General features: G+C 65.8%; 24 protein-coding genes and 1 tRNA gene. 11 read left to right on the top strand and 14 right to left on the bottom strand.

The genetic code is table 11. The annotated features are described in order from the left end of the window. The 6 genes from AC0MRV_RS01995 to AC0MRV_RS01970 all read right to left on the bottom strand — a co-directional run bounded on the left by AC0MRV_RS01995 (position 1) and on the right by AC0MRV_RS01970 (position 7,129). Positions 1 to 3,201: a DUF1800 family protein gene (locus AC0MRV_RS01995; RefSeq protein ID WP_472762747.1), complete on the bottom strand. Its 3,201-nt coding sequence runs from the start codon at positions 3,199 to 3,201 to the stop codon at positions 1 to 3. Between the two features lie 92 nt (positions 3,202 to 3,293). Next, positions 3,294 to 4,421, bottom strand: coding sequence for a sodium ion-translocating decarboxylase subunit beta (locus AC0MRV_RS01990; RefSeq protein ID WP_472762746.1), 1,128 nt, complete (start codon positions 4,419 to 4,421; stop codon positions 3,294 to 3,296). A 29-nt stretch (positions 4,422 to 4,450) separates the two neighbouring features. Then, complete coding sequence (locus tag AC0MRV_RS01985; RefSeq protein WP_472762745.1) at positions 4,451 to 4,888, bottom strand: biotin/lipoyl-containing protein; 438 nt, start codon at positions 4,886 to 4,888, stop codon at positions 4,451 to 4,453. Further along, positions 4,849 to 5,250 carry an OadG family protein gene (locus AC0MRV_RS01980; RefSeq protein WP_472762744.1) on the bottom strand — a complete coding sequence of 134 codons (402 nt, stop codon included), beginning with the start codon at positions 5,248 to 5,250 and terminating at the stop codon, positions 4,849 to 4,851. The genes AC0MRV_RS01985 and AC0MRV_RS01980 overlap by 40 nt, the downstream gene beginning before the upstream one ends. A gap of 11 nt (positions 5,251 to 5,261) precedes the next feature. After that, positions 5,262 to 6,815 carry an acyl-CoA carboxylase subunit beta gene (locus AC0MRV_RS01975; protein WP_472762743.1) on the bottom strand — a complete coding sequence of 518 codons (1,554 nt, stop codon included), beginning with the start codon at positions 6,813 to 6,815 and terminating at the stop codon, positions 5,262 to 5,264. Between the two features lie 26 nt (positions 6,816 to 6,841). Continuing rightward, the gene (locus AC0MRV_RS01970; protein ID WP_472762742.1) at positions 6,842 to 7,129 is read right to left on the bottom strand and encodes an antibiotic biosynthesis monooxygenase family protein; all 288 of its coding nucleotides are present in this window, start codon (positions 7,127 to 7,129) and stop codon (positions 6,842 to 6,844) included. A gap of 141 nt (positions 7,130 to 7,270) precedes the next feature. On the opposite strand from AC0MRV_RS01970, the gene AC0MRV_RS01965 reads away from it, so the two are divergent. Continuing rightward, entirely contained in the window at positions 7,271 to 7,675 is a 405-nt protein-coding gene (locus AC0MRV_RS01965) for a hypothetical protein (protein WP_472762741.1), read from the top strand. A 364-nt stretch (positions 7,676 to 8,039) separates the two neighbouring features. Here AC0MRV_RS01965 and AC0MRV_RS01960 read toward each other — a convergent pair. Further along, a tRNA-Glu gene (locus tag AC0MRV_RS01960) sits at positions 8,040 to 8,117 on the bottom strand. Positions 8,118 to 8,262: 145 nt separating this feature from the next. On the opposite strand from AC0MRV_RS01960, the gene AC0MRV_RS01955 reads away from it, so the two are divergent. Beyond that, positions 8,263 to 9,174 (top strand): phosphoribosylaminoimidazolesuccinocarboxamide synthase, encoded by a 912-nt coding sequence (locus AC0MRV_RS01955; protein WP_472762740.1) that lies wholly within the window; start codon positions 8,263 to 8,265, stop codon positions 9,172 to 9,174. A 44-nt stretch (positions 9,175 to 9,218) separates the two neighbouring features. Here AC0MRV_RS01955 and AC0MRV_RS01950 read toward each other — a convergent pair whose 3' ends face one another. Beyond that, entirely contained in the window at positions 9,219 to 10,085 is an 867-nt protein-coding gene (locus tag AC0MRV_RS01950) for an HDOD domain-containing protein (protein WP_472762739.1), read from the bottom strand. 105 nt (positions 10,086 to 10,190) lie between these two features. Then, a complete protein-coding gene (locus tag AC0MRV_RS01945; protein WP_472762738.1) occupies positions 10,191 to 11,534 on the bottom strand; it encodes a competence/damage-inducible protein A in 1,344 nt (447 codons plus the stop codon). Positions 11,535 to 11,686: 152 nt separating this feature from the next. On the opposite strand from AC0MRV_RS01945, the gene AC0MRV_RS01940 reads away from it, so the two are divergent. The 3 genes from AC0MRV_RS01940 (at position 11,687) to AC0MRV_RS01930 (ending at position 17,513) form a co-directional block, all read left to right on the top strand. Then, complete coding sequence (locus AC0MRV_RS01940; RefSeq protein ID WP_472762737.1) at positions 11,687 to 13,180, top strand: excinuclease ABC subunit UvrC; 1,494 nt, start codon at positions 11,687 to 11,689, stop codon at positions 13,178 to 13,180. Between the two features lie 77 nt (positions 13,181 to 13,257). Beyond that, on the top strand, positions 13,258 to 14,139 hold the full coding sequence (locus AC0MRV_RS01935; protein ID WP_472762736.1) for a sugar phosphate isomerase/epimerase family protein: 882 nt from the start codon (positions 13,258 to 13,260) through the stop codon (positions 14,137 to 14,139). A gap of 104 nt (positions 14,140 to 14,243) precedes the next feature. Then, positions 14,244 to 17,513 carry a DUF7133 domain-containing protein gene (locus AC0MRV_RS01930; protein ID WP_472762735.1) on the top strand — a complete coding sequence of 1,090 codons (3,270 nt, stop codon included), beginning with the start codon at positions 14,244 to 14,246 and terminating at the stop codon, positions 17,511 to 17,513. Positions 17,514 to 17,596: 83 nt separating this feature from the next. Here the strand turns inward: AC0MRV_RS01930 and AC0MRV_RS01925 are convergent, their stop codons facing one another. After that, positions 17,597 to 17,929, bottom strand: coding sequence for a winged helix-turn-helix transcriptional regulator (locus AC0MRV_RS01925; RefSeq protein WP_472762734.1), 333 nt, complete (start codon positions 17,927 to 17,929; stop codon positions 17,597 to 17,599). A gap of 167 nt (positions 17,930 to 18,096) precedes the next feature. Between AC0MRV_RS01925 and AC0MRV_RS01920 the strand changes: the two genes are divergently transcribed. Together AC0MRV_RS01920 and AC0MRV_RS01915 are read left to right on the top strand one after the other, a co-directional pair. Beyond that, positions 18,097 to 18,333, top strand: a complete 237-nt coding sequence (locus tag AC0MRV_RS01920) for a thioredoxin family protein (protein WP_472762733.1) — start codon at positions 18,097 to 18,099, stop codon at positions 18,331 to 18,333. Between the two features lie 52 nt (positions 18,334 to 18,385). Beyond that, entirely contained in the window at positions 18,386 to 19,870 is a 1,485-nt protein-coding gene (locus AC0MRV_RS01915) for a sialate O-acetylesterase (RefSeq protein WP_472762732.1), read from the top strand. A gap of 81 nt (positions 19,871 to 19,951) precedes the next feature. Here the strand turns inward: AC0MRV_RS01915 and AC0MRV_RS01910 are convergent, their stop codons facing one another. From AC0MRV_RS01910 to AC0MRV_RS01895, 4 genes are all read right to left on the bottom strand, one after another. After that, positions 19,952 to 21,574 (bottom strand): peptide ABC transporter substrate-binding protein, encoded by a 1,623-nt coding sequence (locus tag AC0MRV_RS01910; RefSeq protein WP_472762731.1) that lies wholly within the window; start codon positions 21,572 to 21,574, stop codon positions 19,952 to 19,954. Next, on the bottom strand, positions 21,574 to 21,987 hold the full coding sequence (locus AC0MRV_RS01905; RefSeq protein WP_472762730.1) for an acyl-CoA thioesterase: 414 nt from the start codon (positions 21,985 to 21,987) through the stop codon (positions 21,574 to 21,576). Before AC0MRV_RS01905 ends, AC0MRV_RS01910 begins: the two co-directional genes overlap by 1 nt. A gap of 12 nt (positions 21,988 to 21,999) precedes the next feature. After that, the gene (locus AC0MRV_RS01900; RefSeq protein ID WP_472762729.1) at positions 22,000 to 22,416 is read right to left on the bottom strand and encodes an RNA-binding S4 domain-containing protein; all 417 of its coding nucleotides are present in this window, start codon (positions 22,414 to 22,416) and stop codon (positions 22,000 to 22,002) included. 68 nt (positions 22,417 to 22,484) lie between these two features. Then, complete coding sequence (locus tag AC0MRV_RS01895; RefSeq protein ID WP_472762728.1) at positions 22,485 to 22,988, bottom strand: DUF3016 domain-containing protein; 504 nt, start codon at positions 22,986 to 22,988, stop codon at positions 22,485 to 22,487. Positions 22,989 to 23,203: 215 nt separating this feature from the next. Here AC0MRV_RS01895 and AC0MRV_RS01890 point away from each other — a divergent pair, with 215 nt between their 5' ends. Genes AC0MRV_RS01890 through AC0MRV_RS01875 form a run of 4 tightly spaced genes read left to right on the top strand, consistent with a single transcriptional unit; the run spans position 23,204 to position 26,862 of the window. Next, positions 23,204 to 23,476, top strand: a complete 273-nt coding sequence (locus tag AC0MRV_RS01890) for a hypothetical protein (protein ID WP_472762727.1) — start codon at positions 23,204 to 23,206, stop codon at positions 23,474 to 23,476. Positions 23,477 to 23,508: 32 nt separating this feature from the next. Next, on the top strand, positions 23,509 to 23,946 hold the full coding sequence (locus AC0MRV_RS01885; RefSeq protein WP_472762726.1) for a DUF5069 domain-containing protein: 438 nt from the start codon (positions 23,509 to 23,511) through the stop codon (positions 23,944 to 23,946). Continuing rightward, the gene (locus AC0MRV_RS01880; protein WP_472762725.1) at positions 23,939 to 24,466 is read left to right on the top strand and encodes a gluconokinase; all 528 of its coding nucleotides are present in this window, start codon (positions 23,939 to 23,941) and stop codon (positions 24,464 to 24,466) included. The genes AC0MRV_RS01885 and AC0MRV_RS01880 overlap by 8 nt, the downstream gene beginning before the upstream one ends. After that, positions 24,463 to 26,862 carry a penicillin acylase family protein gene (locus AC0MRV_RS01875; protein ID WP_472762724.1) on the top strand — a complete coding sequence of 800 codons (2,400 nt, stop codon included), beginning with the start codon at positions 24,463 to 24,465 and terminating at the stop codon, positions 26,860 to 26,862. Before AC0MRV_RS01880 ends, AC0MRV_RS01875 begins: the two co-directional genes overlap by 4 nt. Positions 26,863 to 26,885 lie beyond the last annotated feature (23 nt).

Here is a 26,885-nt window from a genome sequence, read left to right as displayed (position 1 = left end):
TCAGTTCTGCACCGCGGCGGCGGGCGACGTGACAGTCAGGTAGATCAAGGAGCTCACCCCCTGCCGCGCACTCACCCAACCCGGCAGCTCGGCGTGGGCCTGCAGGATGCGTTCGCGTGTGGCCGTATCCATGGATCCGGCACAGAGGCGTGCGTTCAGCTCATCGAGCAGCGCACCGGGCGTGGCGTAGAGCGGCAACAGGTCGGCGATATCGAGGATGACATCATCGGCCTCGCGGTTGGCCGGGTCGCCCCAGTTCGAAAAGGAATAGACCGCCAGGCGATTGGGCACGCCAAGTGCCGTGGTGTCGGTGTGAATCTGCATTTCCGGCGCGAACAGACCGGCCGCGGCGAGGTTGCCCGGCGGCACGTAATCCGGGGTGAAGAAATTGAACACAGAGGGCGAACGCAGCGGCGCTTGTGAGAGTTCGCCCTGCGACCAGAAGTAGTAAATCCGTCCACTGGCCGAGGCGCCGTCGAAGGCGCGCAGCAGATTGGTCACGCGCAGCAGCGGTTCCTTGAGCTTGCCAAAATTCGGCGCGGAGGCGGCGTCCGCCGAGCGCGCCTCGTGGTCGAGCAGGATGGCCCGCACGACCGCGCCGAGATCGCCGCGCACGCCCGCGCCATTGTTGGCGAAAACCTGTGCGACGCGATACACGTAGCCGGGACTCGGGTTGCTGGTGACGAGGCGCTGGATCAAACGCCGCGCGATGAACGGCCCCGTGTTCTCGTGAAGGAAGAGGGTGTCGAGCGTGTCGCGCAGGTCCTTCAGCGCGCCCTGCCCGGCGGGAAGTTCGCGTCCGGTCACGATGCGCTTGGCACCGTCCTCGTGGTAATCGGGGTAGTTGATCATCGGCCGCAGGAACTCCGGTTCCGTCCAACGGAAACGCCAGGGTTGCGGGTCGGCGTGATAGAAGGACCAACCGGTGAAGACCTTGGCCATCTCGGTGATCGTCGTCTGGTCGTAGGTCGGGATCGGCAGGCCGTTGCCATCGAGTCGCAAGGTGCCGTCGGGGTGCAGCTCGACGAGGCCGATGGAGAACAACTGCATGATCTCGCGGGCAAAGTTTTCGTCCGGCACCGAGCCTGTCTCCGGGTCGGCTTTGGCGTTGCGCAGGTGACTCAGGTAGGTGCCCATCACCGGGCTCAGGGTCACGTCTTCGAGCAGGTCGCGGAAGTTGCCAAACGCGTTGGCCGCGAGGATGTCGAGGTAGTGCGCAGCGCCCTCCTGCCAGTTGTAGATCGTGCCGTTCTCATCGGAGATCACGAGGATCTCGCTGAGCGCAAAAGCCACGCGCTGCCGCAACTGATCCTCACCGCGCAGGGTGATGTTCCACCACGCACCGATGCGATGTTGCTGGTCGGGGCGATCGGCAAAATTGGGTTCACCCCAACGGTCCAATTCGGCGCGGGTTTCCGCGAGATGGTTCGAGGCGGGCAACGCCATCTGCGCATCGATCCATTGCGCATAGGTCTGGCTAAGCAACGCGGTGACTTCATCCGGCGTCGGTCCAAAAGTCGCCTGCGTGAGGAAGCGCGCCGCCTCGGCGCGCGTGGTTGGTGCCGTCGGCGCAGCCGGCGCGGCGGACGGCGCCGTAAAGGTGCGCGAACCTGCGTAGCGCACCGCCGCGCCGCTGAGTTCGCCGCTCGGGAACTGGGTCGATCCAATTGTCGCCTGAATGCGTCCTTCACGCAGCGCCGCGAGAATGTCCGCCGGGCTGTGCGCGCCGACCGCCTGCAGGTCCCATTGCACGTTGGTCGCCTGGCCGCTCGGTAAGGCGAAGAGGTAGTCGCCGTCCTCGCCCGGCGCGCCGAGTCGCAGGTAGGCGGAGGTCTCGGGCGAACTCAGGTTGGCCACGCGACTGCTCACGATCAGTGCACTTTCGTCGGACGCCAGCTGGATCGTGACCGTGCCATAGGCATTGGAACCGGGCGAGGTCGGCAGCAGGTTGATCACGTAGAGCGTGCCCGCGCTGTAGAAGATCGTCGCTTCGGCCGTCGTTTGCAGCCCCGCCCCATAACCGGAACCGGGCGCGACGGAGAGCGTCACCGATTTGTTGAAGGTCTGCACATCGGTGTTCGGGTAAGGCGTGATCGCAATGGTCGCCGACGCCTCTCCCGGCGCGAGGGTGATCGTGCGCGGCGCATTCACGTAGTCGGCGCCCATCGCCGCCGTGCCACCGTAGTCCAGGTTCACGGTCAACGCGTCAGCGGTGCTGCCCACGCGATGCACGCGAAAGGTCGCCGGGGCCGAACCGGGCGCGGTGTCGGTCGAGGCGTTGAGCGCCGTGACACTCACGGTCGCGCTCTCGGTCGGCGTAAGATCGTAAACCTCGACGAGCGCCGGACCGGCCGCGCCATTCACGCCGCTCACCAGCAGCGTGTAGCCGCCCGCCGGCAACTCGGCGAGCAGCGCGGCGTCGGCGCTGCCTTCGAGCAAAGGAAACGCGCCGGCGGCCGCGAAGGTGTCGTTCAGCACCGCCGCGTCGGGCGAGTCGCCCCAGTTGTCGTTGCCATCCAGATGCACGCCATCCGCCTGCCGCACGATGGTGATGGCCGGATCACCCAAGGGCGCGTTCACCCCGTAGGCCGCCAGCGACGGGCCAACCGCCCGAAACAGAAGGCGACGATCCCCCCCATCGGCCCCGACCACGAGGCCGGCGATCACCAGTGAACGGTCGCTGTCCACCCGGGCGCGGGTTGAGAGGTTGGTGAGGCGCGTCGGTCCCGCGAGATCGTAGACTTCCACGACGCCCTGCCCGAAACCGAAGCCGCCGGTTGCGTGCACGACGGCGGAGTAATTGCCCGGCGCCAGTTCCGCCACCAACGCGGCATCGGCGCTGTCCAGTGGGAGCGCAAACGCACCGAGCTCGTCGAAGGTCGATGCCAACACGGCCGGCCAAGACGCGTTGTTGGCCACCACGTTGCCGTCGACATCCACAATCTCGAGCTCGGGGTCGGCCATGGCATTGCCGACGCCGTAACCCGTGAGCGCCGGCCCGATCGCGCGCACCAGCACGCGTTTGGCCGGCCCTGGAGCGATGGAGAACCCCGCGATCAGGACTTCGTCGCCCTGCCCCACCCAGGCACTCGACGACAGGTTCTGCAACCGATCGCCCTGTGCGAACACCGACGATTCCGCGCCGAGGACCAAAACGAGGCCACGCAGCAGCAAACGTCCGACTGACAAAGGGGATAACATGGGGGTATCCAAACGGGTGACACCGCAAACAAACCCACCCCGCCGCGGCTGGCAATGCCCGGAATTCGTGCGGACGCGGCCTTACGAAGCGTTTACAGCGCCAGCACCGACCACAGCACCCCGGCGGCGATGGCGGACCCGATCACGCCCGCCACATTGGGCGCCATCGCCTGCATGAGGAGGTGGTTCTCCGGGTCGGCGGTCCGCCCGATCATCTGCACCACCCGGGCCGAGTCCGGCACGGCCGACACCCCCGCTGCTCCCACCAGCGGGTTGATCTTCTCCTTGAGGAACAGGTTCATGAACTTCGCGAAGAGCACCCCGCACGCCGTGGCGATCATGAAGGATAAGGCGCCGAGACCGAAAATAAGCAGTGACTGCGGCGTAAGAAAGGTGTCGGCCTGCGTGCTGGCGCCGACCGAGATCCCGAGCAGGATCGTGACGATGTCGATCATGGCGTTGCGGGCGGAGTTCGCCAGCCGCTCGGTCACTCCACTCTCCTTGAGCAGGTTGCCGAGGAAAAGCATCCCTAACAGGGCGATGGAACCCGGTGCGATGAGCGCGCAGATCAGAAACGCCGTCACCGGAAACAGGATACGCTCGCGCTTCGAAACCTTGCGTGGCGCGGCCATGCGGATGCGCCGTTCGCCCGGAGTGGTAAGCAGTTTCATGATCGGCGGCTGGATCACCGGCACCAACGCCATGTAGGAGTAGGCCGCCACCGCGATCGCCCCCAGCAGGTGCGGCGCGAGCTTGGCCGCAAGGAAGATCGCCGTCGGTCCGTCGGCCCCGCCGATGATGCCAATGGCGCCCGCCTCCAGCGGCGTGAACCCCAAGCCGAGCGCGCCGATGAAAGTGAGGAAGATGCCCATCTGCGCCGCCCCGCCCAACAGGATGAGCTTCGGGTTCGACAACATGGTCGAGAAATCGGTCATCGCCCCGATGCCCATGAAAATGAGCGGCGGGAAGATGCCCTGTTTCACCCCAAAGTAGAGGTAGGACAAAACGCTGCCCTCGTCGTAGACGCCCAGCGGCATGCCTGCGGGATACGGGATGTTCCCCACCACGATGCCAAAGCCGATCGGAACCAGCAACAGCGGCTCGTAGTCCTTGGTGATCGCCAGGGTGATGAAGACCAGCCCGACCACGATCATGACCGCGTGGCCCAAGTCCAAACTCGCAAAACCGGTCGTCGGGCCAAACTGGAAGAACGTATCCATGAAACGGTGGCAGATGGGCGATAAAGGAGCTATTCGATGGTGAGCAGCTCGCCGCCCTGCTCGACCACCGCGCCCTTGGCCACGGCGACCTTGGTGACCTTGCCGGCGATCGGCGCGGAGATGGTGTTTTCCATTTTCATCGCTTCCATCTTGAGCAGCGCCTGACCCGCCTTCACCGCGTCACCCATGCGCACAAAGACATCGAGCACCGCCCCCGGAATGGGAGCGCGCACCACCCCGGGCGCATCCTGGCCTTTCATCGCCGGCACCGGGGCCATCGGGCGAGCCGCCGCCGCGCCCGATGACCGGGTCGCGGCGGCGGCACCCTCACCCGGCAGCACATCCTGCCGCGTGAGTTTCACCGCGAACACCTCCCCATCGACCTCAATCAGGCTCTCGTTGGGGTGGTGTGATTGGACCGTGACCGTCAGGGGATGGTCGTTGATGACGAGTTGGTATCGGCGCATGGCGAATCGGAGTCGGGATGGCGCGATGAGTAGAGAATGGACCAGAGGCCCGGCGACCGGGTGGAGCGGAAGGTAAGGCGGGTCTGATCGCCGAGCTGGAAGACTTCGAGTTCACGCAGCGCCACCCACGCCAGCGCGGCGCGCACCTCGGGCGAGGGCAGTTCGGCCGGGGGTGCATCGGCCGGATTCCCCGCGGGCTGGCGCCAGGTATCCCAGCGCGCCAACACGCGCGGCAGGACCGCGATGTAGCTCGCGATCAGCAACAGACCGCCAAAGACGATCGTGATGCCGGTGAGGGCCAGGGGAACGCCGTCACCATCGACGATGTTTTGCCAATTGAACGCAAACAGGAGTGGGGTCATGACAGCCATCCTCACAACGGCATGTTGCCGTGTTTCTTGCGCGGGTTGGTGTCCTGTTTGTTTTCCAACATCGTCAGCGCCTTGATCAGCCGAAGACGGGTGCGGCCGGGGGTGATGATGTCGTCGATGTAGCCGCGGCGGGCCGCCACCAGCGGGGTGGTGAAGCGCTCGTTGTAGTCGCGTTCCTTGGCCGCGAGCAGCGCCGTCGGATCTTCGGCGACGGCGGCTTCCCGCGCATGGAGAATCTCCACCGCACCGCGCGCGCCCATCACCGCGATCTCAGCCGTCGGCCATGCGTAGTTGATGTCACCACGGAGGTGCTTGGAGCTCATCACGCAGTAGGCGCCGCCGTAGGCTTTGCGGGTGATGACGGTCACTTTGGGCACCGTGGCCTCGGCATAGGCATAGAGCATCTTCGCCCCTTCGCGGATGATGCCCCGGTGTTCCTGCGCCGTGCCGGGCAGAAAGCCGGGCACATCCACCAGCGTGACCAGCGGAAGGTTGAAACAATCACAAAAGCGCACGAAGCGTGCGCCTTTGATCGAAGAGTCGCAATCGAGCACGCCGGCCAAGTGCAACGGTTGATTGGCCACGATGCCGACGGGGCACCCGCCAAGCCGGGCAAAACCGGTGACGAGACTGGGACCGAAACCCGCCTGCGTTTCCATGAAGTCACCGTTGTCCACAACCGCAGCGATCACCGCGGTGATGTCGTAGGGTTGATTGGGATTGTCAGGCACGATGGCATCGAGGCCTTCATCATAACGATCGAGCGGATCCTGGGTGGAACGGCGCGGCGGCATCTCGAGGTGATTCGACGGCAGGAAACCGAGCAGCCGCTTGATCTGCGCCAGCGTTTCCAACTCATCCGGACAGGCAAAGTGGGCCACGCCGCTGCGAGTGGTGTGCACGCCGGCGCCGCCGAGGTCCTCGGTCGTCACGTCCTCATGCGTCACGGCTTTCACGACCTTGGGGCCGGTCAGGAACATGTTGCTCTGGCCCTCCACCATGAAGGTGAAATCGGTGAGCGCGGGCGAATACACCGCCCCCCCCGCGCAAGGACCGAAGATGGCGGAGATCTGAGGCACCACGCCGGAGGTCAGCACGTTGCGCAGGAAGATGTCGGTGTAGCCGGCGAGGCTTTCAATGCCCTCCTGAATGCGCGCCCCTCCGCTGTCGTTGAGCCCGACGACCGGCGCGCCGTTCTGCAGCGCGAGATCCATGACCTTGCAGATTTTTTCCGCGAAGGTCTCCGACAGGGACCCGCCGAACACCGTGAAATCCTGCGAGAACACGTATACCAGCCGCCCCTCTACCGTGCCGTAGCCGGTGATCACGCCGTCGCCGGGAAAGGATTTCCCGGCCATGCCGAAATCGGTGCAGCGATGCGTCTTGAAGAGATCGAACTCCTCAAAGCTGCCCTCGTCGAGCAACACCGCCAAGCGCTCGCGGGCCGTGAGGCGACCCTTGGCCTTGTGCTTGGCGATACGTTCAGCCCCGCCACCGAGTCGGGCCGTTTGCTTCAACTCGGCCAGTTCCTGCAGACGCTGGAGAGACGATGGCATGATGCCACGCGGGGTAGAACGGCGATTCAGACGTGTTGATAAACTTGATACAGTGTGGGCTCGCCCAGCAGCGCATCGATATCGGACTGGACGGCGACGCGTTCCGGGTTGTTGAGCCAATCGGTCCACTTTTCAAGGGAAGCCCAGGTGCTGATGACGAGGTATTCCCCGGGGACGTCGATGTTCAGGAAGGTTTCGCCCGAAACATAGCCGGGCTGAGCCAAGGCGAGCGCCCGCAAGCGCTGCACGAGCGGCTTGAGCTCCTCGAAGCACCGCGGGGTGCCTCGACGGACGATGAGCACTTTGACGGCCATCTTACGACGGGGTTGAGGGTGACCTGACGCCACTAGGATTACCGCATCCGCGCCCCGTCGGCTCACCGGATCTTGGCAAAAGCTCAGCGCACATTTCCATCATCGGTGAACATGCGACATTCGCCGCGGTCCAAGAGATTTATGCGCGCGACTCCCCTGACTGTTTTGCTCACCGGCCTGGCCCTGCTCCTCACCGGTTGCGTGACCGTGGGCGTGGGCAAAACCGAACGCGAGTGGAACGCCGCGCTCAAGGCCCTCGAACCAGGTCTCACCCAAGCCCAGCTCCTCACCATGTTGGGCGAGCCACGCGAACGCATTGCGCCCAGCCCGGAAGACACCTTCGACAGCAAATGGATCTACTCGCGCCCTGAGATCATTGGCACGCGCAACAAGATGACCGGCGAGCACGACATCCGCCTCCCCAACGGCAAGGACACCGTCACGGTGCCTACCTTCGAAGACCGCGACATTCGCGTCATCGCCGAATACCACCTCTACTGGCAAGGCGACGTGCTGACGGACTGGGAGCGGATCGAATTAAATTAATCCCCATGCCGGCGAGAGGACGGCGTCCCCACGGGGATTGGTCCCGCTGCCGCGGGATCGCTGCGCGACCGACGCTACGCATCGTCCCTTCTCCAGTCGCTTCGCTCCTTTCGTCGAACCCGAGGGTTCTCATCCCCGCTCCGCAGAAACGAAAAGCCCCCCGACGTTTTAACATCAGAGGGCTTTTTAAAGTGGCGTCCCCACGGGGATTGGTCCCGCTGCCGCGGGATCGCTGCGCGACCGACGCTACGCATCGTCCCTTCTCCAGTCGCTTCGCTCCTTTCGTCGAACCCGAGGGTTCTCATCCCCGCTCCGCAGAAACGAAAAGCCCCCCGACGTTTTAACATCAGAGGGCTTTTTAAAGTGGCGTCCCCACGGGGATTCGAACCCCGGTTCTCACCGTGAAAGGGTGGTGTCCTGGACCGGGCTAGACGATAGGGACGTAAGCACGGGAGGGCGGAAACTAGAAACGACTTCCCGCCGCGCAAGGCGAAATTTCGCATTTTTCCACCACCCTCATAAAGATTTCCTGCTTTCGCTCCCCGGCCCGCTCCCCTCTGCTCCCATCGGTCCAAGACCGTTCCGCCATGACTTCCGCCGAGATCGCCGCCTCCCTCCCCGCCATCGCCCGCACAACCATCACCGGCTTGCCCTTCCCCCTGCTCGCCTCCGGCAAGGTCCGCGAGATCTTCGACCTCGGGGACGCCCTGCTCCTCGTCGCGACCGATCGGCTGTCCGCCTTTGATGTGATCCTGCCCGACGGCATTCCGGGCAAGGGTATCCTGCTCAACCAGTTGAGCCTGTGGTGGTTCGATCGCACCACCGATCTCATCGGCAACCACCTGCTGCCCGACCAAGCCGGGGAATTCACCCGCCGTGGCATCAGCGACCGTGACCTGCAACTGCGCTCCATGATCGTGCGCAAACTCCAGCCCCTCACCATCGAGTGCGTCGTGCGCGGCTACCTCGTGGGCAGCGGTTGGGCGTCCTACCAAAAATCCGGTCAGGTCTGCGGTCACACCCTGCCGGCCGGGCTGCGCCAAGCCGACAAGCTGCCCGCCCCACTTTTCACCCCGACGACCAAAGCCCCGAAGGGCGAACACGATGAGCCGATCAACGACGCTCAGGGCGCTGCCGCTGTCGGTGCCGCCCTCTACGAGCAGGTCAAGGCCACCAGCCTCGCCCTCTACCAACGGGGTCACGATCTCGCCGCCGCCGCCGGCATGATCCTCGCCGACACCAAGTTTGAGTTCGGCACCGACTCCGCCGGTCAACTCGTGCTCATCGATGAGGTCCTCACGCCCGACTCTTCCCGCTACTGGCCGGCCGACGAATACCGCGTCGATTGCTCTCCCCCCAGCTACGACAAGCAGTTCGTGCGCGACCACCTCGAGGCGGTTGCCTGGAACAAGACGCCGCCCGCACCCGTGCTGCCGGCCGAGACCATCGCCCGCACGCAGGAGAAATACCTCGCCGCCGTGCGCAACTTGGTGGGGTAAGGGCTCGTGTCAGCCCGTGTCAGGTGAGGCCGTCGCCTCCCGCTTCACACCTTCTCGCCCGGCTTGAGCATATCGAGCGTGCGGTTCACCGCCTTGCGGGTCGGGGTGATCGTTTCCAGCGCGCGATCCCGATCGATGCCCAGTTGCTTGAGGGTCGTCTCGTGCAGCGACCAGAAATCGCGTTCCACCCCCAGGCCCTGGTCGAGGCTGTCCGCGCCCCAGCACGCGAGGTGCAAGAGCGCCGGTTCGGCTCGCTTGTAAGGGTCTTCCACGGGCGACCACGCGTAACGCAGGCCTTCCACCGTCGCTTTGGAAAACTCCCACAGCTCCAACAACCGCGCGCCGGCTTCGTCGGCCGCCATGCCGAAAGTCGCGATTTCCCATTCACGGGTCGCGGCACCGGAAGTCTTGGCTCCCGAGGTCGGCGGCAGCGCCGCTTCCTGACCGATACGCTGCAACAGCATCCGGCCCGAACTGCGCAACAAGCCCAGCGTGTAGGCCTCGCGCGACTCGCGACCGCTGGTCGACGCAAACTGCTCGGCCGCCAGCGCCGTCACCAAGGCGTTGAGCCAGAGGTCGTCGCCCGAAATGCGATAGAGCGGCAGACCCACGGCGAAGAGTTGATCCGCCACCGCCGCGCCCACGAGCCGGTGAATCTCGCGCAGACCGATGCGACTGATCGCCATGTCGAGGCTCTCCACCGCGTCGCCGCGCCGAAAGACCGGACTATTGGCCACCCGAATGACCCGCACCGCCAGACTCGGGTCCACGCGCACAATCTCGACCACGGCATCGATGGCCACATCGGGATTGCGCAACGCCGCTTCCAAGGCCCCAAAAACACGCGGGGACGACGGCAGGCGCTTTGCCGCAGCGAGCAGCATCTCGGAGGTGACGTTAAGTGAAGCCAAGGTTACTCCTTTCGGACCGGACCAGCCGACCTTTACCGGGAATAGTGGAAATCCCGCTCGGTCAGCAAGCTGCGAGATTGAGCCACGCCGTCGCAGGAGGTCCGCTCAATTATGGTGAAGTTCGATCGAAGGCAGCCCACCCGCCGGGTCATCCTGGGCCCGCAACAGTTCACGGCGGAGCCAATCGAGGGCAAAGTTCACTGCCCGGCGCTTCACCGCCTGGCGGGGCCCCGGGTAGCGGATGCGCTTGGACCAAACGCCTTCCTGCGTGTAGAGCGCGATGAACATGGTGCCGACTGGGTTCTCGTTGGTGCCGCCGCAGGGGCCGGCGAAACCGGTGATGGCGAGGCCGTAGTGCGCGCCGAGTTTTTCGGCCGCCCCCGCCGCCATCGCGATCGCGTTCTCCGCACTCACCGCGCCGTGCTGCATGAGGATCTCCTCCGGCACATCAAGGAGCTGCATCTTGGATTCGTTGGAGTAGCACACCGAACCGCCCGCAAAAAACTTCGTCGCCCCCGAAAGGTCAGTGAACGAGCTCGCCAGCATGCCGCCGGTCGCCGTCTCCGCCACCGCCAGGGTCGCGTCCTGCGCGCGCAGCAGATCGGCACAGATCTTCGCCAACGAATCATGGCCGAAGCCCATAAAATCGTCGCCCAGCACCGCCGCACATTCCTCGGCCACGGCCTCCAATTGCGCCCGGGTGACATCCGAGCGCGCCGCGCTCAAACGGCAGTCGACCTGCCCTTGGTGCGCACAAAACGCGATCTCCAGCTCACCGGGGTGCGCGTCAAAGATCGGTTGCAGCTTCGCCTCCAACGCCGACTCGCCCACGCCGGCCGTGCGGATTTGCACGTAGGCTTCGCCCTCGGTCAGCAGGCCGCGCTCGGTCAAGCGCGGCACGACCTGCTCGGTGAACATGGGCTGCAGTTCGTTGGGCGGTCCCGGCAGCATCACCAAGACCTTGCCATCCGCCTCATACCACAAGCCCGGCGCGGTGCCGTTGGCATTGGGCAACACCTCGCCGTCGCGGAAGCGGTAGGCCTGCTTGAGGTTGTTGTCGGTCATACGCCGCGCGAAATGACGGAAACGCTCCCGAATCGCCGCCTCGATGGTCTCGTCGAACACCAGCTGTTGCCCCAAGGCCTTCGCCACTTCCTCGCGGGTGCGGTCATCGCAGGTGGGCCCCAGTCCGCCGGTCGTGATGACGACCTGCGCGCGTGCCCAACTCTCGGCAAATTGCGCCGCAATCGCCGTCGCGTCGTCGCCGATCGTGACGTTGCGCAACAAGCGCCCGCCGCGCTTGCCGATCTCCTGCCCGATAAAGGTCAGGTGGCCATTCGCCGTGAGCCCGAGCAACAACTCGTCTCCGAGCGTGATCAATTCGATCGCCGCGCCGCGCGAAGCGGGCGATGTCGCGGTATTATCGTCGGCCGGATGAGGAGAAACCATTTGCAGGCTGAGAAACTAGGCTAAACTCCCGGATTTTCCAGCGCCCGATCCAATTCGATTTATCGCACCACCTCGCCGCCACCTCTACCGCAAATCACTGTCGGCCGCATCGCGGCTCCCAGCGCCCAGGTTCCAGCTCCCAACATCCAGCCATGAGCATCCAATCCAACCTCAAAGAGAAAGTCCGCCAGCTTCCCGAGAAGCCGGGCGTCTATCTCATGAAGGATCGGCTCGGGCGCATCCTCTACGTCGGCAAGGCCAAGGCCCTGAAGAAGCGCGTCGGTTCCTACTTCACCCCGTCGCGCGCCCACGTCCACTCGCCCAAGATCCGCGCGCTGGTCGAGATGATTGCCGACTTCGAGACCATCGAGGTTAAATCGGAACCCGAAGCCCTGCTCCTCGAAGGGCGGCTCATCAAGCAGTGGAAGCCGAAATACAACACCGACTTCGTCGACGACAAACGCTTCCTCCTCGTGCGCGTCGACCTCGGTGAAACCCTGCCGCGCTTCCGCCTCACCCGCCTCCGCAAGGACCAACGCTCGCGCTACTTCGGGCCCTTCGCCCACAGCGGCTTGTTGCGCAAAACCCTTTCCCAGATGCGCCGCCAGTTCGGCATCCTGCTCGCCGACTCGACGCCGCAGCAACTGCCCGACGGCCGCTGGCGCCTTTACGACGACGTGCGCCAGGAAATTTACGGCCACCTCAACGAGATCACGACCGACGAATACCGCGCCCGCGTCGAGGCCGCCTGCGACTTTCTCGACGGCAAGTCCCGCGAGTGGCTCGCCACCCTCCGCGAGGAAATGCAGGAGGCCGCCGGCAAGCAGGCCTACGAAAAGGCCGCCGAGCTGCGCGACATCGTCTTCGCTCTCGAACGCACCATCAAAAAAACCCGCCGCTTCGAACGCGACCACCCGGTCATCCGCACCGACGACGAAGCCCTCGAGCGCCTGCGCGACGCCCTCGCCCTGCCCGGCCTGCCGGAGCACATGGAGTGCTTCGACATCTCCCACATCAGCGGCACCTACGTCGTGGCCTCCATGGTGCACTTTACCCACGGCCGACCCGACAAAGCCCAGTATCGCCGCTTCAAAATCAAGAGCTTCATCGGCAACGACGATTTCCGCGCCATGGAGGAAGTGGTTGGCCGCCGCTACCGCCGCCTCCGCGACGAAGGTCGCCCCTTGCCCGAGCTTGTGGTGATCGACGGCGGCCGCGGTCAGATCGGCGCTGCCTTGAAGTCATTCATCGCCCTCGACCTCGAGCCACCGCCCATGATCGGCCTGGCGAAGAAACACGAGACGATCATCTTCCCCGACGAACGCGACCCGCTGAACCTCGGCCTCACCGACCCAGGTCTGCAACTCCTCCAACGCCTACGCGACGAAGCCCACCGCTTTGCCAACACCTTCAACGCCGACCTGCGTAGCCAAAAGATCCGCGAGTCGATCCTCGATGATTTCCCCGGCCTCGGCCCGCGCCGTCGCGCCGCGTTGCTGGAACACTTCGGCACCATCGAAAAATTGAAGGCCGCCAGCGCCGCCGAACTCTGCGACGTCGAAGGCATCGGCGACAAGTTCGCGAGAGAGCTGCACGCCTTCCTGCATCAGAAGGGAAACAATCCCGCCACCACCGTTGAACAGTGACCGTTTCGTCGACCGGCGTTCGGACCGTCACCCGGAAATCCGCTGGCAAACCGGCCCGATCGGCATAGCCGTTACCCATGCCCCAAACGCCCCACCCCGCCCCGTCTCGGCGCGCGTTTTTCAAAACCGCCGGACTGGCCGCCGCTTCGCTCGCCCTCGGCCGCTCGACCGTTTCCGCCACCGCGCCCATCCCCGACGGCACCACCGCAGCCAACGTTCCGTTTCGCATCGGCGTCGCGTCCTACTCGCTGCGCAAACTCCCGGTCGAAGGCGTCATCGACGCGATGCACGCGCTGCAGACCCCGTGGCTGTGCCTGAAGTCCTTTCACCTGCCCTACGAGCTGAGCACCGCGGAAATCAAAGTCGCCCGCACCCGCTACGAGGCGGCCGGACTGACCATCGTCGGTGGCGGCAACATCGCCCTGCGCAAGGACGACGATGACGACATCCGCATGTATTTCGAATACGCCAAAGCCGCCGGCATGCCGGTCATGGTGTGCTCGCCGCTCATCGCCGCCCTGCCCCGCATCGAAAAGTTCGTGCAGGAATACGACATCAGGATCGCCATCCACAACCACGGTCCGGAGGACAAGGAATACCCCGCCGCCCGCGACGCCCTGAAATACCTCGAGGGCATGGACCCCCGCATGGGCGTCTGCCTCGACATCGGCCACGCCACCCGCGCCGGCGCCGACATCGTGGAGGAGGCCGCCCTCGCCGGACCGCGCCTCTTCGACCTGCACCTGAAGGATCTCAAGGACAAGACCGATCGTGACAGCCAGTGTGTTGTCGGCGAAGGCCTGCTCCCCATCCCCGCGCTCCTGCGCCAACTCCAACGTCAGGGCTACACCGGCTGCGCCAACCTCGAATACGAGATCGACGCCGAAAACCCCGTGCCCGGCATGCTCCGCTCCATCGCCTACCTGCGCGGTGTCCTCGCCGGCCTCACCACCGCCTGAAAGCCAACCCGTTCCAACCACAGATTTCACAGAAAACACAGAGCCGTCATCTGTGCCCTTCTGTGAAATCTGTGGTTCATTTTCCCTGCTCTATCCCACCCCCTGTGTTCACTCGCCGCCTGCCCATCCTCCTCGCCGCCACTGCCGCCGCCGTCACCGTCTCGGCCGCGCCGCCCGACCCGTCTTCGCTCAAGTTCACCGAGTTCGCCCGCGAGCCCATGGTGCGCAACGTCGTCGCCGTCACCGTCGATGAACAGGGTGACGTTTACGCGACCTCCGTCGTGCGCCGCCAAGCCGCCGACCTCGACATCCGCCGCTTCACCGAGTGGATCGAGACCGACCTCAGCCTCACCTCGGTCGACGCCAAACGCGATTTCTTCCGAAGTCAGCTCACGCCCGAAAACTCCGCCCAATTCGCCGGTCGTTTCGAGGACACCAACGGCGACGGTTCCTTCGACTTCGCGGACCTCAACCTGCTCGCCGACCAGATCACCCGCCTCACCGACACCGACGGTGACGGTGTGGCCGACACCTTCGTCAAATTCAACGCCACCGAGAACACCCACATCACCGGCATCGCCGCCGGTCTCGCCGCGTGGGATCACTCACTCTACGTCGCGGTCGAACCCGACCTCGTCCGCCTCACCGACACCACCGGCAACGGCATTCCCGACGAGCGCACCGTCCTCGCCCATGGCTTCTCCCACCACATCGGCTACGGCGGTCACAACTTTTCCGGCTCCACCATCGGCCCCGACGGTCGCATTTACGCCGCCGTCGCCGACCGCGGGATGAACGTCGCCGCCTTTGACGGCTCCCGCCATTGGAACCCCCACAGTGGCGCCGTCGTGCGCGCCGAACTCGACGGCTCCAACTTCGAGATCTACGCCACCGGCATCCGCAACGTGCAGGAACCCGCCTTCGATGCCTGGGGCAACCTGCTCGGCGTCGACAACGACGGTGACATGCCCGGCGAGCGCGAACGCTTCGTCTACCTCGCCGAGGGTTCCGAGACCGGCTGGCGCACCTACTGGCAGTATCGACAAGGCCAATACAATCCCTGGCAGGACGAGGGCCTTGATGTGACGCCGCACGCCGACCAGCCCGCCTACCTCTTCCCTGCCCTCGACCTCTATTACGACGGACCCGCCGGTTTTGCCTTCAATCCTGGCACCGCCCTGTCCCCCGCCTATCGCGACTACTTTTTCCTCTCCGCCTTCCCCTCCCGCCAGCTCTACGCCTTTCAAGCCGAACCCGATGGCGCCGCCTTCCGCATGGTGAACTCCCACACCGCCGCCTCCGGCGTGCTGATGGTCGGCCTCGCCTTCGGCCCCGACGGCAAGCTCTACGCCGCCGACTGGTCCTCCGACGGCTACGCCATGAATGAACAGGGCGCCGTCTGGACCCTCGACGACCCGGCCTTTGCGAACTCCGAGCTCCGGCGCGAAACCGCCGGTCTCATTGCTCAGGACTGGAGCAGCGTCGCACTCGCCGACCTGCCGACCCATCTCGCCCATCCGGACCAGCGCGTGCGCATGAAGGCCCAGTTCGAACTCGTGCGCCGCGATGCCGGCGACGTTCTTACCGCGGTCGCCACCGACGCTGCCGCCGACCGCCTTGCCCGCGCCCATGCCATCTGGGGCCTCGGCCAGCGCCTGCGCCACGGCCAAGCCGTATCCACCGATTCGTTACTCGCGCTGCTGACCGACCCCGACGCCGAGCTCCGCGCGCAAACCGCCAAAATCATCGGCGAGGCGCGACCGGCTGTTTCCGCGACGACGGACGCCCTCATCGGCCTGCTCGCCGACGAAGCCGATCGCCCGCGCTTCTTCGCCGCCATCGCGCTCGGGCGCCTCCGGCACGCGGAGGCCGTGCCCGCGCTGCTCGACTACCTGCGCCGCGATGGCACCGACCCCTACCATCGCCACGCCGTCGTGATGGGCCTCGCGGGCTGCGCGACGCCCGAGCAACTCGCCGAACTCACCTCCGCCCCTGCCAGCTCGGATCGCCTCGCCGCCGTCGTCGCACTCCGGCGCCACCGCTCTCCCCTCGTCGCCCAATTCCTGCAGGACACCGATCCGCTCGTTGTGGCCGAAGCCGCGCTCGCCATCTACGACGACGAGTCGATTCCCGCCGCCCTGCCCGCCCTCGCCGCATTGCTCGATCACCCCACACCGCAACGGCAACGCACCACCCGCCGCGCCCTCGCCGCCGCCCAGCGTCTGCGCGATGGCACCAACGCCGGCCGCGTGGCTGCCTTTGCCAAAGATGACGACCACGATACCGCCCTGCGCCTGCATGCCCTCGATCTGCTGCGCACCTGGCCCGAGCCGCCAAAACTCGATCCGGTGCAAGGCGCCTTCCGCGCCCTCCCACCGATCGACCCTGCCTCCCTGGCCAGTGCGGTGAAGCCCGCCTTGAACGCCTTGGCGAAGGACGCCGATCCTCAACTCGCCCGCGCGGCCTGGGACGCGGCGGCCACGTTCTCCATTGAGCCCGACACTGCCGATCTGATGGCCATCGTCGCGCAGGACACTCCGCTCGCCGCCGACGCCCTGCGCACGCTGGAGCAGTCCCAACCGACTGGTTTGGCCGAGGTCGCTCGACCGGCCCTTAAATCCGCTCACGCTGCGGTGCGCTCCGCTGCCTTGCGTGCCCTCGCCACCGCCGACCCCGCCGGTGCGCTCACCGAGGCCCGCGCCCACATCACTTCCGCCGACATCCCGCTCGCTCGCGCCGCGCTGCACGTTGTGGCCGCGTCAGACGATGCAATTGCCCATCAAGCCCTGCGGGACGCGCTCCATGCTCTGCAGAACGGCAGCCTGCCGCTGGCCCTGGCGCTCGACGTAATCGACGCCGCCGCAACCACAAAGGACCACACCGTTACGGCCACCCTCGCCGCGTATCAACAATCCAAGGATGCCTCCGATCCCCTAGCGCCCTACCGTGAGACCCTTTACGGCGGCGACCCCGCCCGAGGCGAATCGATCTTCCGCACCTCGGTCACCGCGCAATGCACCCTCTGCCACCGCGTGGACGGCCCCGGCAGCAACGTCGGACCGCGCCTAAACCGCATCGGCAACAAGGATCCCGCATATCTCCTCCGCGCGCTCGTCATGCCCGGCGCCGACGTTGCGCCCGGGTTCGGCTTCACCGCCCTCACGCTCAACTCTGGCGAGGTCGTGGCCGGCACGCTGATGAAGGAAGATGCCGATTCCGTGCGGATGAAGCTGCCCGACGCCACCGAACGGTCGGTGCCGACCTCGGAGATAACCGCCCGGTCGCCGCTCACCTCCTCGATGCCCCCCATGGGCACGATCATGAGCCGCCGCGAGCTGCGCGACGTGCTCGCCTACCTGCAGACGCTCAAGTAGCATCTGCTGGCCGCTGTAGCCGGGGACGTTGACCCCGGTCGGGAGCGTTACGAACCGGGGTCACCGACCCCGGCTACAACGCGTTACCTCCGCGCGTCATGCTCCGTTTGCAGGGCATGCAACTGCTCGATGATGTCCGCCAGCCGCTCGCCGGCGGCCGTGAGCTGGTATTCGACGTGCAGCGTTGTCGCCTGCGACAGGTCCTGCCGCACCACCAGCCCGTATTCACTCAGGCGACGCAGCCGTTCGTTCAGAATCTTGGTCGATATGCCCGGAATATAACGCTCCAAGCGACCCGGTCGGTTAACCCCGCGTTTGATCGCCCCGACGACCGCCGCCGACCATTTGCAACCGACCACGTCTTCCAGGCTCCGGTAGGCGATGCGCTCTTTCAGGCTCAGGTGTTTCGCGGGCATGAACCCGGGAGCGTAGGCCATCCTCCGCCAGCTGCCTAGTCCTTACTTTTTGGTGAGGGGGCACGCACCGTTTTGTGCCCAATTCTCACCCACGGCGAGGTCGGCTAAGGTGACGACATCGGCCCGCCAGTCTGGTGGGCCCAATAATCCGAAACCACCACTACACCATGAAATCATCCGCCATCTTCTATCACGCCGGTTGCCCGGTCTGCGTCGAAGCCCAAACCGTCGTCGAGTCCTACCTCGACCGCGGCAAAACCGAACTCCAAGTCGTCCACCTCGGCGAATCTCGCAATCGCCTCCCCGAGGCCGAAGCCGCCGGGGTTGCGTCGGTGCCCGCGCTGGTCATCGACGGCCGGGTCGTGCACCTGAACCACGGCGCGGACCTCGCGGCGCTCAAATAAGCTCCGCGCCCTCCCTTGCATCGTCCGCCGCAGATCGTTCTGCTGGCGGGCGATGAAACCCCTGTCCGCGCTGCTGTTCGCGCTCTCGTTTTCCGCCGTCTCCGTTTCGGCCGATGTCACCCTCGCCCCGGTCTTCACCGACCACGCCGTCCTGCAACGCGACAAGGCCTTGCCGGTGTGGGGTTCGGCCGATCCGGGTGAAGAGGTCACCGTGGCCTTCGCCGGGCAGACGCTCCGCACGACCGCCGATGAGGACGGCGCTTGGTCGGTGCACTTGGCTGCCTTGCCGGCCAACGCCACCGGTCAAACCCTCACGGTCAGCGGCGACAACACCCTCATCCTCACCGACATCCTCATCGGCGACGTCTGGCTCTGCGGCGGCCAGTCCAACATGGAGTGGCCCCTGCGCCTGACAACCGACGCCGCCACCGCCGTGCCCGCGGCTGACCTCCCGCTCATCCGGCATATCAAGATCGAGCGCCGCATCGCCCGCGATCCGATCACCGAAGCGCGCGGCACCTGGACGGTTTGCACGCCCGAAACCGCGCCCCATTTCACTGGCGTCGGTTTTTATTTCGCCCGCCGCCTGCAGGCCGAACTCGGCGTGCCGATCGGCCTCCTCAACAGCAATTGGGGTGGCACCCCCGCCGAAGCCTGGCTCCCGCCGGCGGCGCTGGAGGACCTCGACGTGCTCGAAGCCAGCACCTCCCACCAGGCGGTTTCGTATCAGGGAATCCATGACGCCGTCGTCCGCTACCGGGAAAAACTTGCTGACTGGAAAGCAGATCGCCAGCGGACGCCGAAGCCTAACGCCCCGTGGCGCCCCGGCGCCGAGAATGCCTCGCTCGTGCTCAACAACGGCATGATCGCGCCGCTCGCCCCCTTCGCTCTCAAAGGTGTCATCTGGTATCAGGGCGAGGCCAACGCCGATCAGCCCGAGACCTACCGCACGCTCTTCGGCGCCGTCATCGAGTCCTGGCGCGCGCAGTTTGAGCAGCCCGAGCTGCCCTTCTACTGGGTGCAATTGGCCAACTGGGCGCCGGGCAACGTCGACTGGGCCTACCTGCGCGAAACCCAGACCCAGACCCTCGAACTCCCGCACACCGGCCAGGTCGTGATCCTCGACGTCGGTGATCCCAATGACATTCACCCACGCAACAAAACCGCGGTCGGCGAACGTCTCGCCCGCCTCGCGCTGCGCCGTCTCGAAGGCCGCGACCTCATCGACTCCGGCCCCACCTTCACCGCCGCCTTCTACGAAGACGGCAGCGCGCGGGTCGTTTTCGATCACGCCGCCGGCCTGCACACAACCGACGGCGGCGCGCCCCTCGCCTTTGAGATCGCGGGCGATGACCTGGCGTTTCATCCCGCCAACGCCAAGATCGAGGGCCCGCAGTCGGTGCGCCTCACCAGCAAAGCCGTTCCCTTGCCGCGCTACGTGCGCTACGCCTGGACCGGTCACACTCCAGTCAATCTCGTCAACGGCGAGGGCCTGCCGACGGCGCCCTTCCGCACCGACAAACAACCGCGGGAGTAACGCGGACCGGGGTCAACGACCCCGGCTGCAACCAGCCCAAACTGTAGCCGGGGTCGGTGACCCCGGTTCAGTCCTTCGGTCTCACCGCTCCAACCAAACCGCCTGCAGCGGGTGGATGTCCAAGAGGGTTGGATACACGCCCTTCACCGCCGGATCGATGGCGAAGTATTTGGTGTAGGTGTAGAGCGGGATGACCGGCACTTCGCGGCCGAAGATTTCCTCCATCTCCGCGAAGATCGCCTGGCGCCGCGCGAGGTCACGCGTCGCCAGCGCTTCCTCGACCAGTTCATCGAAACGCGGACTCGACCAGCCGGTGCGGTTGTTGCCCCCGTCGGTCACCATCATGTCGAAGAAGGACAGCGGGTCGACGTAGTCGGCGATCCACGCGCTCCACGCCACGTCATAGTCCTGCTCCTGCATGGTGTTGAGGTAGACCTTCCACTCCTGGTTGTAGAGCTGCACGTCAATGCCGAGGTTGCCGCGCCACATCGACTGCAGGGCCTCGCAGACGATGCGTCCGGTGTCGGAGGTTGGGTAAAGGATCTCGATCTTGGGCAGGCCCTTGCCGTCGGGATAACCCGCCTCGGCCAGCAAGCGTTTCGCCTCCGCCACATCGTCGACGAAAGTGTTGTGCGCCGGGTAGTCCGGCATCGCCGGACAAAAGCTGAAGGCCGGGAACTTGGCGCCGCGCTGCACTTCGTAGGCGAGGCCCTGCCGGTCGATCGCCAGGCCCAAGGCGCGACGCACCCGCGGGTCCTGCAACTGCGGCCGATTCACATTCACGCGGAAGTAGGCCGCCGCCAGAAAGTCATCGATGCGAAACACGTCCTGCCGCTCATCGCGGTAGTGGTCGATCTTCGACAGCGGCAAGGAATAGGTCAGGTCGAGCTGCCCGGTGCGGAACATGCGCTCCTCGGCATCGACACTGTCGATCGGGTAAAACCGCACGCCGTCGAGCCGGGTGTTGGCCGCGTCCCAGTAGGTCTCGCTGCGCTTCACCTGCACGTGCTGATTGGGTATCCACTCGGTGAGCACGAAGGGCCCGTTGCCCACATAGTTTTCCGGCCGGGTCCACTTCGAGCCCTTGCGCTCCATGCCGTCGAACTTGGCCACCGTGGCCGGGTGAATCGGATACCAACTGTAGTGGTGCAGGATATCCAGCAGGTAGCTCGTCGGGTGATCCAACGTGAGCTGGATGGTGCGCTCATCCAGGGCCTTGAACCCGGTCTGGGCAAAGTCGGTGAGTTCACCCGAGTTGAAGGCCTCGGCGCCCACCACCGGGTAGAGCATGTAGGCGTATTCGGAACCCAGGGACGGCGTGAGGATGCGTTGCCATGAGGTCACAAAGTCCTGCGCGGTGACCGGGTCGCCGTTGGACCACTGGGCGGTGGGCCGCAAGTGGAAGGTGTAGACCAGACCGTCGTCCGAAATCTCCCACGACTCCGCCTGCCCCGGCATCGGTTTGAGCGTCTTCGGGTCGGGAATCACGAGGCCCTCCATGAGCGCGCGGATGATGGTGCTCTCCGGCCGCCCAGTCACCGTCTGCGGATCGAGGTCAGATGGCTCGGTGGCGTTGGCCATGTGCAGGATGTTGCCCTTGGCGTCACCGGTGTGCTGCTGGGCGCAACCGAAACCCAAAAGCGCCACCAAGGTGGCGAGACCCAGCGCCCCAAGGCGCCGGCAGGAGGAGTCGAACAAATTCATTAGATGGAATATTTCTCCCGCACGTCATCCGGCAACGGCACGGCGCGGTTTGTGGGCAGATCAATGAGGGCGTAGTCACAACTGCCGTCGCAGGATCGTTTGCGATCCGGCAGGCGATCGATCTCGAAGCTCAGTTTGCAGCCGAAGCGGGTGAACTCGGTGATCCAACACCGCACGATCATGCGATCACCCAGGCCGAGCGGGCGTTTATAGTTCACCGTGGTCGAGGTCATATACCAACCCAGACCCCGCGCGGCGAAGTCACTCATCGACATGCCGTAGTGCCGCTCCATCTGGATGAAGCGCGCCGCCAGCACGTAGTCGAGGTAGCGGGTGCTGTGCACGTGCTGATAGAGGTCGATGTCGTCGGGGCGCACATCGAGTTCGGTTTCGAATTTGGAGAACACGTCCATGGAAAGTGTGCCTCAGGAGGCGCCAAACAACTCGTCGAGCTGGCGCCGATCGCGCTTGGTGGGACGGCCGGCGCCGCGGTCGCGCGCGAGGATCTGCTGCACGCGGGCATTTTTCACCCGCTCGATTTCCTCCGGGGGCGTGCGGTCTTCACAAAAGTCCGGCACCAGCTTCGCCCCCACGCGGGAGGCCGGCAGGTCCCGCACCACGAAGACCCGTTGCAGGAGGCCGTCGCGCACCGTCACCGTTTCGCCGATACGCACGTCGCGCGCGGGTTTCACCACCGTTTCGCCGACGCTCACATGACCTCCGCGGCAGGCACCGACGGCAAGGCTGCGGGTCTTGAAGATTCGCACCGACCACAACCAACGGTCGATGCGACAGGTGGCGTCCGGGCTGACGGCGGGGGGTGGGACTGACGACGAACTCAAAATAAAACGGCCGCCAGCAAAACAATGCCGGCGGCCGGGTTCAAATCAAAGGCGGTGAACGGCGCTCGTCAGGCCGCCATGCCTCGAAATTCTTTGCGCATCCAACTGTCGATGAGCTGCTTTTCGTAGCGCAGGGGGTCACTGTCACCAGGGCGGGCGGCGAACATGAAGCCGAGGTCGCGCAGGCGGCGATTGCCCTCGGCGACGACCGTGCCGTCGGAGCGGGTGAGGCGGAAACTCAGGTTGATGCGCGGCGGATACAGGTCCTTGACGATGCGCACATCCTGGGCGCGCGCGCCGTGCCACGGCTCGAATTCGCCGGCCATGTCGACGTCGGTGATCACGACTTCGAGCTGCAGGTCACCGCCGAGGCGGGACTCCGCCCGCTGCTCGATGAATTGCGCGAGTTCCTTGACGTAGGCTTCACGCCCCCGATCGGGGAACGAGTAGGAGTCGGTGAAGTCGGTGAAGTTGTCGGTATCGACGAAGTTCACCTTCACCGCACCGACCGATTCCGCCGACGCGACGCCGGCGAGAAGCCCGAGAGTTGCGAGAATGATGGTGGTTTTCATGGTTCAAACGTTGTTGCCCCTTCCGACCAAAGCGCCGCCGGGAATGTTTCAAAATTCGCGCTGCGGTCATTGCGTAGGCCCGCGCGCGACACGGCCAAGTCGTTGGCGTCGAGCCCTTCACGACAGGCTAAAAATCACGTCAAAAGATTCTTCGCCGCGCCCACTTTCCTTTTTGGCGGAAACACCTACCGTGCCCGACCGCCCCCTCCGCCACCATGTTCGCCAACCTCCTGCCGTTCCGTAACCCGTCCGACTCCGACGATCACGAACGCGCCTTCGTGAAGGAGGTCACGGTCAAGCGGCCGGTCCGACGCAGCCGACGTTCCGAGCTGCTGATCCTCGTCGGATGGATCCTCATCGCGCTCAAGTGCTGGGGCACCTTTTGGGTCGTGAAGCACTACCAGATGCCGTTCAACCCGTGGTGGATCGTGCTGCCCACCCTCGCCGCCGCGGCCTTGTGCACCTGGGTCTACTGGCGCCGCAATTGACCCGGGCGCTCCGGCGCGCACAGTCGCCCGCTATGCCCGCCGTTACCGGACTCCGCAGCCCCTACGCCGTCGTCACACGCCTGTGTTACGTCGGCCGCATGTTTGATAAGATTCGCCTGCACGCCCGGGGCGAATTGCCGGCCGACTACCACGGCAGCCTCGGCAAGGGGCTCGACCAACGCCTGTGCACCTTCGCCGGGGTGGACTACGCCGCGGTCTGCGAGCGCGTGCTGCAGGGCGGCACCGACGCCGAGCTCGAGGCGTGGCTCTTCACCACCGGCACCGATCGCAGCGACAGCGATTGCCACACCTGGAACCATTTCGTGCGCAAACTCGGCTGGCGCGACGAACGCTCCGACTTCCTGCGCCAACGCGTGGCCGAGGACGGCTTCGAAGGACGCGGCGTGGAAACCTTTTTTGACCTGATCGAGATCGACGAAGGTCGAGCGATTGGCGGCGCCGATGCCTGAGTCGCCCCCTCCCCCCGGCGCCGTCGTCGTGATGGGCGTGTGCGGCACCGGCAAGTCCACCATCGGCCGGCAGGTCGCGGCCGCGCTCGGCTGGATCTACGTCGACGCCGACGACCACCACCCGGCCGCCAACGTCGCCAAGATGCGGACCGGCACCCCCCTCAACGACGACGATCGCGCCCCGTGGCTCGATCGGCTGCGCGCCCTGCTCAGTGAGCACGCCGATCGCGGCGCCGGGGTGGTGCTCGCCTGCTCCGCCCTGAAAGCCGCCTATCGCCAGCGCCTCGCTCCACCCGAGCACGCCCCCGCCTGGGTCTTCCTCCACGGCGAACGCGACCTGTTGGCCGATCGCCTGCACGCTCGCACGGACCACTACATGCCGCCCACGCTGCTCGACTCCCAACTCGCCACCCTCGAGCCGCCGTCGCCGGATGCGGCCCTGTGGTGCGACGTCGTTGAGTCCCCGGCCACCATCGTGCAAAACGTGCTCCAACACCTCCGTCTTCGCCGCGCCCCATGAAAGTTTCCCGTCTCCTCCGCTGGATCGGCCTCGGCCTTTGCACCGTCTTTCTCGTTCTCCTTGCGGCCTTCGCATGGATCTGGTCGCGCGTGCAGGGCAGCCTGCCGCCCCTCGACGGCGAACGCCCCTTGCCCGGTCTCTCCGCCGCCGCTTCCCTCTCGCGCGACGAGCGCGGCATCGCGGTGATCGAGGCCCAGACCTTCGCCGACGCCCTCCGCACCCTCGGCTTCGCGCATGGCCAGGACCGGTTCTTCCAAATGGACCTCATGCGCCGCCGCGCCAGCGGTCGCCTTGCCGAACTGTTCGGCGAAGACGCCGTCCCGCTCGATCGTGCCAACGTCGTGCACCGTTTCCCGGAACTCGCCGCCACGGTCATCGCCAATGAACCCGCCGACCGTCGCGCCTGGCTCGAAGCCTACGCCGAGGGCGTGAACGCCGGCCTGCAATCCCTCGAATCCGACCCTTGGGAATACTCCATCACCCGCACCGCCCCCCGCCCCTGGACCACCGTCGACACCGTGCTCGTGTTCTATGCCATGACCCTCGACCTCCAGGATTCGACCGGCGCTTACGAACAGACCCTCTCCACCCTGCGCGACACCATGGGCACGCGCACCGTCGACTTTTTCAACCCGCTCATCGGGCCGCACGACAGCGCCCTCGACCACACCGTCGCCGACCTCCCCGCGCCGCCGTCCGCCGACCTCGTCAACCTCCGCCAACAGGCCCTGCCGAGCACCCCCGCCGACGAAACCGCGTTCCGCGAAGCCCCACGCTTTGGCTCCAACGCCATCGCCCTCCCCGGACCACGCTCCGCCTCCGGCGCCGGCCTGCTTGCCAGCGACCCACATCTCAACCTGCTCCTACCCAATGTTTGGTATCGGGCCCAACTCAATTGGACCGATCCAAACGGCGCCCCCCGCCAAGCCAACGGCGCGACCATTCCCGGCATGCCCGGCGTCGTCATCGGCTCCAATGGCCGCGTCGCCTGGTCCTTCACCAACGCCACGGTCGACACCGGCGACCTCGTCCTCGTCGACCTCAACCCGGTAGCCCCGGAGCTCCTCTACCGCGGCAAGGGCGAGTTTCTGGAGTTCGATTTCCATACCGACGAGATCCCGGTCAAAGGCGGCGATACCCAGACCGTGGAAACCACGTGGACCATCTACGGTCCCCTCGTCGGCGCCAACGACCGCGGGCGCAATTACGCCCACAAATGGACCTTTCACGATCCGAGCGCCGTAAATTTTGCCCTCCTCGAGCTGGTGAACACCACCACTGTCGACGACGCCATCGCGCTCGCCAGCGAGGTTGGCATGCCCAACCAAAACTTCTTCGTCGTCGACCGCGCCGGGCACGCCGCCTGGACCCTCATTGGCCGCCTGCCCCACCGCTTCGGTTTTGATGGGCGCTTCCCGACCGACTGGACCTACGGCGATCGCGGCTGGGACGGTTGGCTACCCGCCGACCAACGCCCCGTCGTCCGCGCCCCCGCCAATGGCTCCGTCTGGTCCGGCAACCAACGCCAAGTCGGCGGCGACGCCCTCGAACGACTCGGCGATGCCGGTTACGACGATCCCGAGCGTGCCGCCCAAATCGAGCGCGCCCTTGCCGCCCTCGCCCGTCCCGCCGAGCCCGCCGACCTGCTCGCCATTCAGGTCGACGAACACGCCGAGTGGGCGCTGCGCTGGCGCGAACTCCTCGTGCAAACCTTCGACCGCGCCGGCGATGCCGCCATCGCCACGCCCGCTCGCGCCGATTTCCGCCGCCTCATCACCGCATGGGATGGCCGCGCCGCCGCCGACTCCGTGGGCTACCGCCTGCTCCGCGACTGGCGCAGCCAATTGGTGCCGCTGACCCTGCGTCCGATCCTCGACCGCGCCTATCGCGCCGACCCCGCCTTCCCGTATTGGAAACTCCGCTACGAGGCCGGACTCTGGGCCCTGCACCGCGACGAACCGATCCACCTGCTCGCCGCCACCTACGCCGATTGGGACGCCCTGCGCCTCGCCGCCGTCGACCGCGTCATCGCCCGCCTCGATGAGGCCGGCACCGAGCTCGCGGCCGCGACCTGGGGCGAGGCCAACACCCTGGCCCTGCACCACCCCTTCGGTGATTTCCTGCCCGATCCCTTCGCCTCCTGGATCAATCTCCCATCGCGCCCCCAGTCCGGTGACAACCGCATGCCGCACGTCGCCCGCCCGCGCTTCGGCGCCTCCCTGCGCATGGTCGTGGCCCCCGGCCACGAAGCCGACGGCATTTTCCACCTGCCGGGTGGCCAGAGCGGCAACCCCCTCTCGCCCTTCTACCGCGCCGGCCACGAAGACTGGTTCAACGCCCGCCCGACGCCGCTCCTGCCCGGCGAGCCTGAGCACACGCTGACGCTCATTCCATAGTCCGCCAAGGTGGACGCCGACCT

It is taken from the genome of Actomonas spartinae (assembly GCF_051209155.1).
In the GTDB taxonomy this organism is placed as follows: Bacteria; Verrucomicrobiota; Verrucomicrobiia; order Opitutales; family Opitutaceae; genus Actomonas.
Note: the sequence above shows the minus strand (reverse complement) of the source record. Positions and strands in the feature narration are given on the sequence as shown.

Bases quoted from the DNA above. Each gene is read 5' to 3' on its own strand.
- AC0MRV_RS01915 (WP_472762732.1), top strand. From the start codon at position 18,386: ATGAAACCCCTGTCCGCGCTGCTGTTCGCGCTCTCGTTTTCCGCCGTC.
- AC0MRV_RS01895 (WP_472762728.1), bottom strand. From the start codon at position 22,988: ATGAAAACCACCATCATTCTCGCAACTCTCGGGCTTCTCGCCGGCGTC.
- AC0MRV_RS01945 (WP_472762738.1), bottom strand. From the start codon at position 11,534: ATGGTTTCTCCTCATCCGGCCGACGATAATACCGCGACATCGCCCGCT.
- AC0MRV_RS01890 (WP_472762727.1), top strand. From the start codon at position 23,204: ATGTTCGCCAACCTCCTGCCGTTCCGTAACCCGTCCGACTCCGACGAT.
- AC0MRV_RS01875 (WP_472762724.1), top strand. From the start codon at position 24,463: ATGAAAGTTTCCCGTCTCCTCCGCTGGATCGGCCTCGGCCTTTGCACC.
- AC0MRV_RS01880 (WP_472762725.1), top strand. From the start codon at position 23,939: ATGCCTGAGTCGCCCCCTCCCCCCGGCGCCGTCGTCGTGATGGGCGTG.
- AC0MRV_RS01955 (WP_472762740.1), top strand. From the start codon at position 8,263: ATGACTTCCGCCGAGATCGCCGCCTCCCTCCCCGCCATCGCCCGCACA.
- AC0MRV_RS01920 (WP_472762733.1), top strand. From the start codon at position 18,097: ATGAAATCATCCGCCATCTTCTATCACGCCGGTTGCCCGGTCTGCGTC.
- AC0MRV_RS01935 (WP_472762736.1), top strand. From the start codon at position 13,258: ATGCCCCAAACGCCCCACCCCGCCCCGTCTCGGCGCGCGTTTTTCAAA.
- AC0MRV_RS01940 (WP_472762737.1), top strand. From the start codon at position 11,687: ATGAGCATCCAATCCAACCTCAAAGAGAAAGTCCGCCAGCTTCCCGAG.
- AC0MRV_RS01965 (WP_472762741.1), top strand. From the start codon at position 7,271: ATGCGCGCGACTCCCCTGACTGTTTTGCTCACCGGCCTGGCCCTGCTC.
- AC0MRV_RS01995 (WP_472762747.1), bottom strand. From the start codon at position 3,201: ATGTTATCCCCTTTGTCAGTCGGACGTTTGCTGCTGCGTGGCCTCGTT.
- AC0MRV_RS01905 (WP_472762730.1), bottom strand. From the start codon at position 21,987: ATGGACGTGTTCTCCAAATTCGAAACCGAACTCGATGTGCGCCCCGAC.
- AC0MRV_RS01885 (WP_472762726.1), top strand. From the start codon at position 23,509: ATGCCCGCCGTTACCGGACTCCGCAGCCCCTACGCCGTCGTCACACGC.
- AC0MRV_RS01985 (WP_472762745.1), bottom strand. From the start codon at position 4,888: ATGCGCCGATACCAACTCGTCATCAACGACCATCCCCTGACGGTCACG.
- AC0MRV_RS01910 (WP_472762731.1), bottom strand. From the start codon at position 21,574: ATGAATTTGTTCGACTCCTCCTGCCGGCGCCTTGGGGCGCTGGGTCTC.
- AC0MRV_RS01990 (WP_472762746.1), bottom strand. From the start codon at position 4,421: ATGGATACGTTCTTCCAGTTTGGCCCGACGACCGGTTTTGCGAGTTTG.
- AC0MRV_RS01925 (WP_472762734.1), bottom strand. From the start codon at position 17,929: ATGCCCGCGAAACACCTGAGCCTGAAAGAGCGCATCGCCTACCGGAGC.
- AC0MRV_RS01975 (WP_472762743.1), bottom strand. From the start codon at position 6,815: ATGCCATCGTCTCTCCAGCGTCTGCAGGAACTGGCCGAGTTGAAGCAA.
- AC0MRV_RS01970 (WP_472762742.1), bottom strand. From the start codon at position 7,129: ATGGCCGTCAAAGTGCTCATCGTCCGTCGAGGCACCCCGCGGTGCTTC.
- AC0MRV_RS01980 (WP_472762744.1), bottom strand. From the start codon at position 5,250: ATGACCCCACTCCTGTTTGCGTTCAATTGGCAAAACATCGTCGATGGT.